The following is a 13,898-nucleotide window of genomic DNA, read 5'->3' on the forward strand; positions in this document are numbered from 1 at the left end:
TCGTTGTTTGGGCACCAGCTGGCCCTGGTTCATTCAGGCGGGATAACCCATCCCAGACTAACTTCTTACCAGCGTTTTATAGGTATGTCCGTAAAGAATTTTTACCAGACCGTCTACCAGACCGACACCCTATTCCGGGTAGACGGCGAATCGTGGGGGTCGCCCGCTGACACCCAGGTAGGTGCATCCGTGGCGATCGAGGAGGTCACGGTTGTTGACGATGCCCCCAATCTGCTTTCTGAGCTGGATGAACTGCTTGAAGGGGCATCGGTCTTTCCGGTGAATACGACAGAAATAGAGGTAGTTGTCGACATGCTACCCGTTGCCGTCGTACGGCCTGCTCCGGAGCCCGTTTCGGTAAAGGCCATACCGGAGCCATTGCCGCAACCGGCACCACGTCCTGTGGCTCCTTCTATCTTGCCGCCAATCCAGAAGCAACCAAGAATGCCCCAGTTGAATCACAAAGTACTGCTGCTGGCCGATGAAGAACTGGACCCCAGTAATTTGCTGTTTCTGGAGAAGATCCTGAAGGCTGTCAACCTGAACGTTGATGGCGTAGACCTGTTGAATCTGCACGGGGTACAGGGGATGGACTTTGCCGAATTACTACGGGGCAAATACATTAACCATTTCATCACCTTCGGGGTACCTTTCGAACGAATTAACCTCGACATCATGATGGACCGCTATTCGCCGGTTCGGTTTGAGGGAATCACGTTCTTGATGGCTGACTCCCTGCCAACCATTGAAGCCGATCAAAACTTAAAAAAACGTCTCTGGAGTGCTCTACAACGCGTTTTTCGGCTTTAACTAACGTACGTTTCCGCTGCTTAGTCCGTTTACTACCAGGCATTCAGTTCACTTACTCGCTTTTGCCAGCGTTTACTAATGACGTTTTTTCAACGATTCCGCCGTTCTCTTTCCGCTGCACCCCTTGCCCTAACGGGCGTACCGACGCTACCGCCTTCGGTATCTGGCTCACAACCATCCGGCTTACCTACTCAGCCGATTGCCGTCAGTCCATTATCCGCTCACGTTCCGGACCCTTTACCCGAATGGCTGGCCGACGAGGATTCCCTGCGTGATGAAGGCGTATTGTTTGGTTTGTCGGAGGCCCGACCCGATGGAAAGGTTGCGCAGATACGGTCATTTTTTGCCCGGCAAACGGCTCCGTTGACCGAATCAGCAGACGAGAACACCGAGCGAATTGGTGAGTTTAATCTGGTTATCGACCAGCAGGAGAATCGAATGACTACCCTTCGGGATCAGATCAACGAACTGGTTGATCAGCAACCCCGCCCCAGCAACCTGATTCGGACGGTGGCGAGTCTGTTTTTTTCACTAGGCGTTTGCGTCTGTAATTTTTACCTGATCGATGAAACATTGCGCCCGCTGTTTCCTAATCGGCTGATCGCGATGGGTATATTTCTGGCAGGTATGTTCAATTTGTTTTATCGAACATCGTTCTTATACGAGGAAGGGGCTCGCTTGTCGGTTCGGCGAATAGTGGCAGAAACCGGTTTGCCGCTGGCGGCATCGCTGTTTGTGCTGGTCCAGGCGCTCCAGTCGGAGTCGACAGGCCAGGCCGTTGCGCTGTTTGTTTTCGTCTTTTTTCTGTTCCTTCTGGCGGGAAATCTGTTTTTGAGCAACCTTGTTACTTTACAAACGGACTTTGCCAATATTGACGCGAATCGCCAGTTGATTCAGACAAAAGCGCAACGGTTGCCGGTTTGGGAAGCCGAAATTGATCGGCTGAACCAGGAGGTAGATACGCTTCGCCGTCAAAAGTGGCCGCTTGTAACCGCCCTGAATAACACACAGACTCAAATTTCGCAGTTGAACGCCCGGCGCGATGAACTTGTTAACCTGTTTTTGAGTGAATTCGATCTCGCCCGAAGTCTCCGCGACAGACTCCCGGAGCAGCAGCGGAAAGTCATTCTAGCTGGGTCGCCAGTTGCCATGCATCATTAACTAGTTTCTATGGAGCCAACAAACAACCCAGACTTCCATCACGGCTACACAAGTGGTGTGGAAGGCGTGAATCGGGAAACATACGAAGGGTATTTATCGAGCCAGATCAACACAGACTGGCTTACCGAACGAATTGACGAAAAACGCACGGAAGTAGCCGCCATCAACCACCAGCTTTCGGAAGCGACCGAAGCGAATCGTGCAGCCTTCGCTGCGTTACAAATCCATACGCTACAGGTAGAGCGACTGGCCCGACAGGTGGGTCAACGGGAAGCCGACCGGCAGGTTGTGCTGGCGGATCGGGCTAATTTACGCGAACGTCGGACTAAAGCGTCGCCGGATTATTCACTGTTTGCGGGCTTGTTGTTTTTGGTGGCAGGCATTTCGTTTCTGGCGGGTGATCTGATCATTTCCCACGAAATTGTTGCCTACGCCCTCAACATCCGCGATACCAACGAAGCCTGGGCCTTTGCCGTTGGTTTGGCTATGGTGTCTATCCTGCTCAAACCGGCCTACGACCGACTTATCGAAAAACCATACCAGGAGGACCCGGACAAAAACGGGCGTCGATACGGTCAGTTCAAGATTGCGCTGGCCGTGTTTGCGGTCATTACGCTGGCCGTACTGGGCTGGTTTCGGTACGAAGCCTACCGCACCGACCAACTTAAATCGGCCATCAACAAATCGGTTCGGCAGCTTCAGTTGAATACAGATCCTTCGGCGACTACGCAGGTTCTTAGCCCCGCTACGATAAACAAAATCGAGAAGCAACTAAGCGAATCGAGCGAGTTGAACCTGGCGCTGGTGAACAGTCCGTGGGCCTTGCTTTCGTTTGTGCTGAGTGGCATTCTGTTTGCGCTGGCGGGTGCCGTGTGCCTGGGAATAGCGTTGCCGGTACTTTCGGCGTTCTGGTTTCGGTGGCTTCAGGCCGACATTAAGTTGTGGAAACTGCGCCGTCGGCTGAAACGACTGGATAAGGAAATCGCCCCGCTCGACATTGAGTTAGCCGAACAACGTACCCAGCAAAATGTGTTGCAGCACAACCTCGATTTACTGCCCGATTTGAGCGAGCTGAAAAAGCAGCGACAGACGATAACCACCGATCTCAACGAATTACTGGCCGAACTGAAACTGGCACAGACAGACAGTCGGATCAGTAATTTTAACGATGGTTACGGACAGGGCGAAGCAACCCGCACCGTTTTAAGCGAAGAAGAACAGCGGCAGCTTCGCAAAGAAATGCTGACTCTGCAAAACGGGAACCGTAGCCGAACCAGCGAAGCCCGGCCTGCGAGTACGCCCGCCATCAATGGCACGAACGGAAAAGCGCCGGGATTACGCCCCCATCAGACAATCCGGAAATTCCTCTCGGACGAGTTGTAGATCGTTTTTTGTGTACGCTCGCTGTTTCAGGAAAGATGTTCTCGCCTGAAACAGCGGGGCGTATCTAGTATCCTTCGTCGGTGACCAGGTAATACTGCTCACTCCTGGCTTGTTTGTCTTCAGTCAGCGTATTGATGGTGAGCCATTCGACATGCGTGTACGCATCGAAAGAACCGCTTGTTGTTTCGGTAAGCACTTGATTTCGTTCCGCCAGCTGCTTCTCAATAAACGAAATGGCTTCTTCACGGGAGTCAAACGTGTCGATCAGGTCGCCGAAATCCAGCGTAGGCTCCGTATCGGGCAATTCTCCGTTGGTGTTCGAGACGGGCGATTCGGGGCGCTCTGAGCTACCTGTCGTTTTGGGGCTTGCATACAGTTCAATTGTCATTCGGGCATGTAGATTTACGGTACGGCAGCCATTGGGCTGACACTCTCTGTAATGAACTCCGCCAGCGAAGGAGTGTTGGGCAAATGGTAAAAAAGAGACAAATCCTTATCTGCCCGTAAATCGTTATACCCTAAACCAACGCATTAACCTGGGTTTCGATGAACGAACCGAATTTATTGTTTGAGTGCCTGAGCTACCAACAACGACATTTCCCGCTCAACGATATGCTATGCGTCAAAGAAGCGGGCCAATGGAAACACTACAGTACACAGGATGTAAGTAATCTGGTCAATGCGTTGAGTGCAGGCTTGCTTACGCTGGGCATAAACGACGGCGATGGCACGGCCGAAGGCCGGGATAAAATTGCCATTCTGAGCGCAAACCGACCCGAGTGGATGCTGGTCGACCTGGCGATTCAGCAGACGGGTGCTGTTTCTGTACCCGTTTATCCAACGATCAATCCGACCGAACTTCACTTTATTCTACAGGACGCGGCCGTAAAACTGGTGTTTATTGGCGATGAAAAACTAGCCCGTAAAGTGGCCAGTATCCAGGCTGACTTACCCGACTTACAGGCCGTATTTACCTTTGATCAGGTTAGCAATGTCCGGCATTGGCGGGAGTTACTGATAGACCTAACGCCGGACATCGAACGGCAACTAACAAAACGGCAACGGGCCATAACCCCCGCCGATCTGGCTACCATTCTGTATACGTCTGGCACAACAGGCACGCCTAAAGGGGTTATGCTCTCGCACCAGAACATCTTGAACAACGTTTTCAGTAGTTCCATTTTGTTGAGAGAGGTCGGAATTCAGGGCCAAAAAGTACTGAGCTTTTTACCCCTCAACCACGCTTTTGAGCGGATGGCCACGTACTGTTACATATATGGTGGAGCCGCCATCTACTACGCCGAAAGTATGGATACGATTGGTGAAAATTTACGGGATGTTCAGCCCACGCTCTTCACCACCGTTCCCCGCCTGCTCGAAAAAGTATACGAAGGTATACTCGCGAAGGGGGAAGAACTGACTGGTATCAAACGACGACTATTTTTCTGGGCCTTGAGGTTAGCCGAGCAGTTCGAACTAAATACCCCGCAGTCACTTGGTTACCGGCTCCAGCTGGCGCTGGCAGACCGGCTCATATTCAGCAAATGGCGGGCCGCGCTGGGCGGGCAGATTAAGGCCATTATTACCGGTGCAGCAGCCTGTCAGATTCGATTGCTTAAGATTTTCGGAGCCGCCCGGATTGTGATCATGGAAGGGTACGGCCTGACCGAAACATCGCCCATTATCAGCGGAAACCGCCACAGCGACGAAAACCGGATGTTCGGCACCGTTGGGCCGTTGCTCAAAGACGTTATTGTTGCCTTTGCTGAAGATGGCGAAATCCTCTGCAAAGGACCGAACGTAATGATGGGCTATTACAAACGCCCAGATCTGACCGCCGAAACCATCATCAATGGCTGGCTTCACACCGGCGACATCGGCAGTATGGTTGACGGTAAGTTCCTGAAGATCACCGACCGCAAGAAGGAACTCTTCAAAACCAGCGGGGGCAAGTATGTGGCTCCCCAACCCATCGAAAATAAACTAATGGAAAGCCCGCTGATCGAGCAGATTATGGTGGTGGGCGAAGGCGAAAAGTTCGTTGGTGCCCTGATTGTTCCTTCTTTCAAAGGGCTAAAAGAATGGTACACGCTACAGGAGAAAGCCTACCCCGGTACTGACACCGCCGTTAGGGATAAATCGGTTTTCGCGCTGTTTATGACCGAAGTGGAGAAATACAATCGATTTTTCAATCACGTAGAGCAGGTAAAGAAGTTTGCCTTATTACCTGCCGAATGGACTATCGAAAACGGCGAATTGACCCCAACGCTCAAGCTGAAACGAAAGGTGATTCGAGATAACTACAAAAATCAGATCGCACAAATTTATGCCTCCAGTAACCAGTAAACCTGTTTTCGTTCTACCCGTAGGTATCAGTTCATTGATCGGTCGGTACACCCAGAAGCTGCTGCCAGTCGCATTCCAACTGATGCACTTCTGCAACGAATAGTAGCTCACCTTCGTCCGCTAAACCAGCAGGCAGGTAAGCCCGGCGACCTTTATCAAGTAGTTCGACGGTTATGAGTTGAGCACCCGTCGAAACAATCTCGTTTAGAACGTCGAAAGTAAGCTCCAGATCGACAAAACTCCAGGAAAAGTACCGATGCTGATTGGTAGCATCGATGGTCTGTGCGCGAATAATCATACGTAAACAGGTAGGCGATGCGCCCTAAAAATACTCATCTTACTTATAACCAGCTAAGTATATATACTTGTTTAACACATCTTTTTTCGGTGCAGGTCTTGACTTACCATTCGGGCAGCGTTGTGAAGCGGTATTCATAAGTCTATTCATTCGTTTCAGGGCACCTGATGAATTGGCTACCTTTGCGAATGGATTATTTTAAGCACTTACTCGACTTACTGAAAACAGAACGGGACGAAGACCGTAACCAGTACCGCAGACTCACCGAAACCACCTCCATAGCCGAACGCAGAGCCAATGGCCTGACTTGGTATCCCATTGCAATCAGAGGGTCAGAAATGAGCCGGGGCGACTACGTGACCGTCGAAGTAGAACGGACTACGCACCAGGATGTATCCCATCAGTTACGCGCCGGGGTACCTGCCCTGTTTTTCAGCAACCATGATCCCAAGGCCGACCGTGTGGAAGGGACGATACACTACCAGAGTGGTAATCGACTCAAAATCACCTTACTGACAGACGAATTGCCGGACTGGACACGCGATGGCAAGCTGGGTGTCGAAATGCTCTTCGATGACAAGAGTTACGACGACATGGAAGAGGCACTTAAAACGGCCAATGTTCTGAGCCAGGACGTTAAAAACCGTCTGGTAGCTATTCTGACCGGCCAGTCCTCCCCTACGTTTTACCCCGACAGGCAAAAACCGGCAATCCCAAAATTGAATGACAGTCAGTTACGGGCTGTTGAAAAAATTCTGTCGGCCAATGAGTTAGCGATCGTTCATGGCCCGCCCGGCACGGGCAAAACAACCACATTGGTGCAGGCGATCAAAGCGCTGATCAGGCAGGACCATCAGAAGATACTCGTTGTCGCACCCAGCAATACAGCCGTCGATCTGCTGAGCGAAAAACTGCACGAGGAAGGGTTAAACGTGCTTCGGGTGGGGAACCCGGCCCGCGTATCGGAGCGATTAATGGCACTCACGCTCGATCATAAAATGGCTGAACATAGCCTGATGAAAGAGGCTAAAAAACTCAAGAAACAGGCGAATGAGTTCAAGAACATGGCGCATAAGTACAAGCGCAGTTTCGGTAAAGCCGAACGCGATCAGCGGAAAGCCCTATTCGACGAGGCCCATCGCATCATGAAAGATGTGGGCAATACCGAGCAGTATATCGTTGACGATCTGATTGCCAAAGCGCAGGTTGTTACCGCCACGCTGGTCGGGTCAAACCAGTACCTGATTCGTAACCTCAACTTTCACACAGTTGTCATTGATGAAGCCGGGCAAGCCCTGGAACCGGCCTGCTGGATACCCATTCTAAAAGCGCAGAAACTAGTATTAGCGGGCGATCATTGCCAGCTGTCGCCAACGATCAAGTCGAGTGAAGCCGCCCGTAAAGGATTAAACACCACGCTATTGGAAAAATGCGTAGCGCTGCATCCCGAAGCCGTCACGTTGCTGGAGGAGCAGTACCGCATGCACGAGCACATCATGGGTTATTCGTCGCAGGTGTTTTACAACAATCAGTTGCGGGCACATGCATCAGTCGCTACCCATTCGCTGTTCTCGGGCGATAGGGCTCTGACCTTTATTGATACGGCAGGCTGCGGATTTGAGGAAAAGCTGGACGGTACGAGTTCCACAAATCCAGATGAGGCTGCCTTCCTGATCAAACACCTGACGCATACTGTCAGCGAATTGGGCGCGCACTATACCCCGGCAATGTTCCCGAGCATTGCCGTCATTTCACCGTACAAACAGCAGCTAAACCTCCTGAACGAGCAACTCCTGCACACCCCCGATCTTGAGCCTTACCGGCCCAAAATAGCCGTCAATACTATCGACAGTTTTCAGGGGCAGGAGCGGGATATTGTCTATATTTCTATGACCAGAAGCAACGACCAGGGCGAAATTGGCTTTCTATCGGACGTGCGCCGAATGAACGTAGCCATGACCCGCGCCCGTAAGAAACTGGTCATCATCGGTGACAGTGCCACCCTGTCCGGCCTTTCTTTCTACGCGGACTTTATCACCTACGCCGAAGGGCTGAATGCCTATCAGAGCGCCTGGGAATGGATGTAACAGGATGATTTCCTACTTGCGTAGCTAAGGCATACCATCATGGCTATGTAATCAGAAAAATTATTTTCCCTTAGTTGACCTTAACCAAATCAATCTTGAACACCAGAATTGAATTGGCCGGAATGTCGCCCTGCTCCTGCGAACCATAGGCCAGACTGGGGGGCAAATATAGCGTGATGCTGCCACCGGGAGCCACCAGGGGAATGCCTTCCTGCCAACCCACAACGAGCTGGTTCAGGGTAAAACTGATTCCCGAAGCACTGTCGAAGGTTTTTCCGTTTGTGAGCTTACCGCTGTAGTTAACAGTCACATTGGAGCAGGCAGTTGGCTTATTTCCCGAACCGGGTGACTCAATCGTGTAGTAAAACCCACGGTCATCGGCTTTGGCGGGAATGTGGTTGGCATCTATGTACAGCTTCAGAGCAGCGGTTTCTTCTTCAGGCGCTTTAACAGAAACGACAGGTTCGGTACAGGGTTTATCATTTTGCTGGCAACTACTTGCCAGGAGGGCCCAGCCCAGCAAAACCAATGCGCATTTTTTCATGAATTGTGTTTAGCTAATCGTATAGTGTTCTGACACAGCCTGTTTAGCGGTATCGAGGGGACAACAACACAGTCAAAGTTACGCAGAAACAAAATCCCAGAACTGTTTACGACTAATTTGCCTGGTATCGAGCCTCTATTCATACGGCCTGTAACCAGGACAATTTCTTTTCTGTGAATTAACGTGTAGGTTTATAACTACTGACCACCTGACGAGTATGCACCAACAAAACGTAATCAACTACCTGATCACTTGGAGCATTGCACTCTACTGTTTCTGTTTTCCCGTTTCGGTCAATGCGCAATTGATGAGCCGGATCGATTGTTTTTTGCCTATTGGCTGGGATGGTAAAGAAGCGAAATTAGTGGTGAACCGGTTACACAAACCTCCGTTGATCGATACAGCCACCGTAGTGGACAGGCATGCGACTTTTACCGTCAACCTAGATGAGTATAGCCCAGCCTATATCTGGCTGGATGGCAATCCCGACGATGTTCATTTCTTCCTCGATGCTCCCCAAATCGACATTGCAGTTGATCCTAAAGCTTTTGATCAACCACTCTTTTCAGGCTCGCCGAGTAGCGAGTTGTGGTTGCGTCAACGACATCTACTACAAGAATTAAGTGAGTCTCAAAACAAAGTAAGGGACGATTTTTTTACTACGTCTATCCCGACCGATTCGCTGTTGATCGATTCACTTTCCGTAGCACTGGTAAAGTTTGAGCCTACCGCCGATTCGTTGAACAAGGCACATAACCAGGTTATGACCCAATTAATTTTGGCGAATCGGGAAGCTGCGTCAAGCTGGTATCTGTTTGCGTCAAATTTTTCTGGATTACCCTATGCAACGACGCTAGCCCTGTTCGACAAGTTAGCCTACTTTCGGTCCAACCCCTCTTACAAACAGATCAATGAAACGTTGTCCCACAATAAAGTGGGCCAGAAAGCAGGCCTTTTCAACGGGCTGACGATGACGGGCGACACAATCAGATTAGTCGATCAGTGGAAGCTGAATAAGGTTACTTTACTCGATTTCTCGGTAAGCTATGAGGCCTCTCACCAACTCAGACATCGTGCGCTTAAGAAGCTTTACACGGTCTATCATCCGTTGGGCCTGGAGATTATTACCATTTCGAACGCATTAAGCCATGATCTCGTTCAGGACATTTTCGGCGAAGAGAAGCTACCCTGGCCCATCGTCCTGCCTCTACCAAATGCATTTGGCGGACAGGCCGATTCTCCGCTTGAACGAATGTCGGATAACCTACTTGTTGACGATTATGGAACGGTAATCGGGCGGGACATGTCGATTCAGGCACTGGAAGGCACTTTAAAAGCGTTGCTCAACAAAAAATAACATCGCTATAAAATAACCCCTGCCACTAACCCGACAAAAATCAGCACGTACGGTGGAATTTTGGTATACAACAGGACGCCAATTGTCAACACGACCACCACTACCGATGGCCAGTGGGGCGCCATTGGTTCAAACAGGGCTATGGCCGCGGCTGCCGTCAGGCCAGTGCTGGCCGCATTAATCCCTTCCAGCGACGCCCGCACAACACGGTAGCGCTTTAACTGCTCCCAAAACCGGTAGACAAAAAAGATGAGAAACGTACCGGGCAGGAAAATGCCAGCCGTCGAAACGAAACTTCCCCAAAACTGGCCACTGAGCCCGGCATCCCGCATAGAAAGAGCCCCAATGTAGGAGGCAAACGCAAAAACGGGGCCCGGTACGGCCTGCACCAGACCAAGCCCCGACAGAAACTCCTCGCGGGTCAGGTAATGTTTGAACGCCACAAACTCGTTGTAGAGCATAGGCGTCAGTACCTGCCCCCCGCCAAAAACGAAACTTCCGTTCCGGTAAAAATTCTCGAACAACCGAACCGACAGCAACTGCGTATAGGCCCCCAGCATGGCAGCGCCGATGAACACCCCAAACCACAGAAAAAAGTTAGCCCACTGTACATGCAGTGGCTTCTTGGTCATTCGCTCCTGTTGCTGGTACGTCAGCGCGGTGGTTAGCCCACCAACCAACAGCACAATTGGCGTCATAACCGGCGACCGGAACAGATAAGCAGCCACCGCAGCTACCAGGGCCAGGGCCAGACTGATCTTATTTTTTATGACCTTCTGCCCGATTCGATAGCCGGCCACGACCATGAACCCAACGGCCATCGGTTGAATAAAGCGCGCAAATTGAAGGGATAGTTTTTGCTGCTCCAGGTAATAGATACCCATGCCGGCAGCCGTCATAATGCTCACGGCTGGTAAAACCCAGATAAGCAGTGTCAGATAAGCCAGGTTGGGACCACCAATTTTGAATCCGATAGCCGTAATGGTCTGGGTAGACGTTGGACCCGGCAATACCTGCCCCAGTGCATTCAGTTCCAGTAGCTCTCCCTCGGTCAGATAGCGTCGCTTCAGCACAAGACGCTCGTAAAACATGGCCAGATGAACCTGTGGACCGCCAAACGTCGTCAGCGCCAGAATCAGCACATCTTTCAGAAAGATGAAAATGCGAATTCGGCGAACGGGCTGAACAGTAGACAGGTAAGGAAGCATACGGGGCGATTAACGGCGATGATCGACGGGCAGTACGCGATCTTGCCAGCGGGCCTGACAATCAATCATCGCCATGAATATAGCTACTTTTTGAGTCCAAGCTCTACGAGTCGTTCGTTCAAAAATTCACCGGCGGTCATGTCCACGTATATCTTTGGGTGCTGAGTATCGATGCAACTCTCCAGGCTGGTCAAGTCCATCTCTGCGCGTGGATGCATAAAAAACGGAATCGAATACCGCGACTGGTTCATTTTCTCCCGTGGCGGGTTCACCACCTGGTGAATCGTCGATTTTAGTTTATGGTTGGTGAGCCGGTCCAGCATATCGCCGACGTTCACAACAACCTGGTCGGGCAGGGCCGTAATGCCGATCCATTTTCCGTCACGCCGGAGTACTTCCAGGCCATCGGCCGATGCGCCCATCAGCAACGTAATCAGGTTAATGTCGCCATGAGGAGCGGCCCGTACGGCCCCGTCGGGGGTGGTGTCCGGATCAAGCGGGAAATAATGAAGCGCCCGCAGAATGCTGTCGCCGTTTTTTACTTTATCATCAAAATACGTTTCGGGAAGTTCCAGATAAAGCGCAATGGCGCGGAGGAGTTGCTTCCCCGCATTTTCGAGGGTCCGATAGGCGACTAGGGTTGCTTCCCCAAATTCAGGGACTTCTGCGGGCAGCACATTAGCGGGCATGGCCCCCTCCGGATCGGGCTGACCGATATGGTAAAATTCCTTTAAGTCAGCGACTTTAAATCCTTTTGCGGTTTCTTTTCCTTTTCCGATATAGCCCCGCTGTCCATTCAGTTCAGGGTGTTCGTATTGCTGCTTGAGTTCGTCGGGCGACGCGAAAAAGGTCTTTGACGAATCATAAAGACGTGTCGTTAACTCATTGGTTAACCCATGATTGCGGATAGCCACAAAGCCAATTTGGTTGAACGCACGGCCCAAATCCTGCACAAACTTCGCCTTCCGGTCGGGTTCGCCCGACGTAAAATCCGACAAATCAAGCGAGGGTATTTCGTTATATAACTCTTCTGATAACATGGAGCGAAGCTATTTTTACAAAAATACGTAATGTTAGTAGAGACGCAACCCCTTGCGTCTCCTGTATGGTAGCTAAACTATCCAGCACAGGAGACGCAAGGGGTTGCGTCTCTACATTGTTAATTAAATCAGGCTCCGAAATGTTTACCGACTTTGTTCCAGTCGATCACATTCCAGAATGCGGTGACGTACTCGGGGCGTCGGTTCTGGTATTTCAGGTAATAGGCGTGTTCCCAGACATCCAGACCCATAACAGGTGTTCCTTTTTTCTCCGCCAAGGCCATGAGTGGATTATCCTGGTTTGGTGTCGAAACGATTTCAACGTCATTGCCATTTTTGATCAACCACACCCAGCCCGAGCCGAAACGCGCGGTTGCTGCTTTACCCCATTCGGTTTTAAAGTTATCGAACGACGTATACTTCTTGTTAATGGCTTCAGCCAGGGCACCCTTTGGCGCACCACCCGCATTAGGACCCATTATGTTCCAGAAGAACGTATGGTTCCAGTGACCACCCGCATTATTCCGAACGGCTGCCGGTGTCGTGCTGCTCACACTTTTCACCAGTGCATCAATGTCCATCTTCGCCATATCCGTCCCGGCCACAGCCTTGTTCAGGTTATCAACGTAGGCTTTGTGGTGTTTGTCATGGTGAATTTCCATCGTCATCTTGTCGATGTGCGGTTCAAGCGCACCCGCGTCATAGGGCAACGGAGCCAGCTTAAACGGCCCTTCGGCCTGTGCTGGCGCAAATCCTAATGAACGGAAGGCAACTAAACCGGCGGATGCACCGAAGGCTAGTTTCAAAAACTCGGAGCGATTCATGCGAATGTTGGTTTTTGGGATATAAAAAAGCGTCTGCGACGGTATAGGTTGTTAATCTGAACAGCCGCAACGGACGAATGTTCAACAAACCCAAAGGTCAGAGACGCAAAGAAACGAGATTTTCGTATCCGAAACCGAGCGGGTCCGCGTTTCGGGCCAATCGCTGGATTAATTTAATGCAACGACCAGCCTGAAACGGGAAATCGTTCAATCTGACAACCACTAATCATAGGCAATGCGGCTCAGAATACTACGTCCGAGGGTAACCTCATCGGCGTATTCGAGGTCGCCCCCGATCGGGATACCCCGCGCAATAGTCGAAATCTTGAGATTGAACGGTTTGAGCTTTTTTTGCAGATAAAACGCCGTCGTGTCCCCTTCCATGGTGGGGCTGATGGCTAGAATGATTTCGCGCACGTGTTCACCTTCTTCGCTGCGCAAACGAGCGATAAGCGAATCGATCTGCAGATCGCTCGGGCCAATTCCTTCCACCGGTGAGATAATGCCCCCCAACACATGATAGAGTCCTTTGTACTGCGCCGTATTCTCGATGGCCAGCACATCGCGGGTATCCTCTACCACGCAAATAATGGCCTGATCGCGTTTGTTGCTGGCACAGATTGTGCACAACTCATGATCGGACAGATTGTGGCATTTCTGGCAATGTTTGACTTTGGTGCGCATGGCCGTCAGACTCTGAGCCAGCATTTCGGTCTGGTCTTCATCACGTTTGAGCAGGTGCAGTACTAGCCGGAGAGCGGTTTTTTTTCCGATTCCCGGCAGTTTCGACACCTCGTTCACCGCGTCTTCTATAAGCTTAGATGGATACTCCAATTTCAG

General features: G+C 51.0%; 13 protein-coding genes. 6 read left to right on the forward strand and 7 right to left on the reverse strand.

What is annotated here, in order from left to right; all coding sequences use genetic code 11:
* The first annotated feature begins 84 nt into the window (after positions 1–84).
* The 3 genes from ACYU87_RS02795 (at position 85) to ACYU87_RS02805 (ending at position 3,354) form a co-directional block, all read left to right on the forward strand.
* Positions 85–810 carry a hypothetical protein gene (locus ACYU87_RS02795; RefSeq protein WP_461132499.1) on the forward strand — a complete coding sequence of 242 codons (726 nt, stop codon included), beginning with the start codon at positions 85–87 and terminating at the stop codon, positions 808–810.
* Positions 811–888: 78 nt separating this feature from the next.
* The gene (locus ACYU87_RS02800) at positions 889–1,971 is read left to right on the forward strand and encodes a hypothetical protein (RefSeq protein ID WP_461132500.1); all 1,083 of its coding nucleotides are present in this window, start codon (positions 889–891) and stop codon (positions 1,969–1,971) included.
* Between the two features lie 9 nt (positions 1,972–1,980).
* Complete coding sequence (locus ACYU87_RS02805; protein ID WP_461132501.1) at positions 1,981–3,354, forward strand: hypothetical protein; 1,374 nt, start codon at positions 1,981–1,983, stop codon at positions 3,352–3,354.
* A 64-nt stretch (positions 3,355–3,418) separates the two neighbouring features.
* Here the strand turns inward: ACYU87_RS02805 and ACYU87_RS02810 are convergent, their stop codons facing one another.
* Positions 3,419–3,742 (reverse strand): hypothetical protein, encoded by a 324-nt coding sequence (locus ACYU87_RS02810; RefSeq protein WP_461132502.1) that lies wholly within the window; start codon positions 3,740–3,742, stop codon positions 3,419–3,421.
* A gap of 158 nt (positions 3,743–3,900) precedes the next feature.
* Between ACYU87_RS02810 and ACYU87_RS02815 the strand changes: the two genes are divergently transcribed.
* Positions 3,901–5,700, forward strand: a complete 1,800-nt coding sequence (locus tag ACYU87_RS02815) for an AMP-dependent synthetase/ligase (protein WP_461132503.1) — start codon at positions 3,901–3,903, stop codon at positions 5,698–5,700.
* 31 nt (positions 5,701–5,731) lie between these two features.
* Here the strand turns inward: ACYU87_RS02815 and ACYU87_RS02820 are convergent, their stop codons facing one another.
* Positions 5,732–5,998 (reverse strand): hypothetical protein, encoded by a 267-nt coding sequence (locus ACYU87_RS02820; protein WP_461132504.1) that lies wholly within the window; start codon positions 5,996–5,998, stop codon positions 5,732–5,734.
* 188 nt (positions 5,999–6,186) lie between these two features.
* Here ACYU87_RS02820 and ACYU87_RS02825 point away from each other — a divergent pair, with 188 nt between their 5' ends.
* On the forward strand, positions 6,187–8,085 hold the full coding sequence (locus tag ACYU87_RS02825; RefSeq protein ID WP_461132505.1) for an AAA domain-containing protein: 1,899 nt from the start codon (positions 6,187–6,189) through the stop codon (positions 8,083–8,085).
* Positions 8,086–8,155: 70 nt separating this feature from the next.
* On the opposite strand, the gene ACYU87_RS02830 is transcribed toward ACYU87_RS02825, so the two are convergent.
* Positions 8,156–8,629, reverse strand: coding sequence for an FKBP-type peptidyl-prolyl cis-trans isomerase (locus tag ACYU87_RS02830; protein ID WP_461132506.1), 474 nt, complete (start codon positions 8,627–8,629; stop codon positions 8,156–8,158).
* Between the two features lie 217 nt (positions 8,630–8,846).
* Between ACYU87_RS02830 and ACYU87_RS02835 the strand changes: the two genes are divergently transcribed.
* The gene (locus ACYU87_RS02835) at positions 8,847–9,986 is read left to right on the forward strand and encodes a DUF4369 domain-containing protein (protein ID WP_461132507.1); all 1,140 of its coding nucleotides are present in this window, start codon (positions 8,847–8,849) and stop codon (positions 9,984–9,986) included.
* A 5-nt stretch (positions 9,987–9,991) separates the two neighbouring features.
* Here ACYU87_RS02835 and chrA read toward each other — a convergent pair whose 3' ends face one another.
* The 4 genes from chrA to recR form a co-directional block, all read right to left on the reverse strand.
* Positions 9,992–11,194 carry a chromate efflux transporter gene (gene chrA, locus ACYU87_RS02840; protein ID WP_461132508.1) on the reverse strand — a complete coding sequence of 401 codons (1,203 nt, stop codon included), beginning with the start codon at positions 11,192–11,194 and terminating at the stop codon, positions 9,992–9,994.
* A gap of 83 nt (positions 11,195–11,277) precedes the next feature.
* On the reverse strand, positions 11,278–12,234 hold the full coding sequence (locus ACYU87_RS02845; RefSeq protein ID WP_461132509.1) for an isopenicillin N synthase family dioxygenase: 957 nt from the start codon (positions 12,232–12,234) through the stop codon (positions 11,278–11,280).
* A gap of 128 nt (positions 12,235–12,362) precedes the next feature.
* Entirely contained in the window at positions 12,363–13,058 is a 696-nt protein-coding gene (locus ACYU87_RS02850; protein ID WP_461132510.1) for a superoxide dismutase, read from the reverse strand.
* Between the two features lie 222 nt (positions 13,059–13,280).
* Positions 13,281–13,892 carry a recombination mediator RecR gene (gene recR / locus ACYU87_RS02855; protein WP_461132511.1) on the reverse strand — a complete coding sequence of 204 codons (612 nt, stop codon included), beginning with the start codon at positions 13,890–13,892 and terminating at the stop codon, positions 13,281–13,283.
* Positions 13,893–13,898 lie beyond the last annotated feature (6 nt).

This window comes from Spirosoma lituiforme (assembly GCF_054776635.1).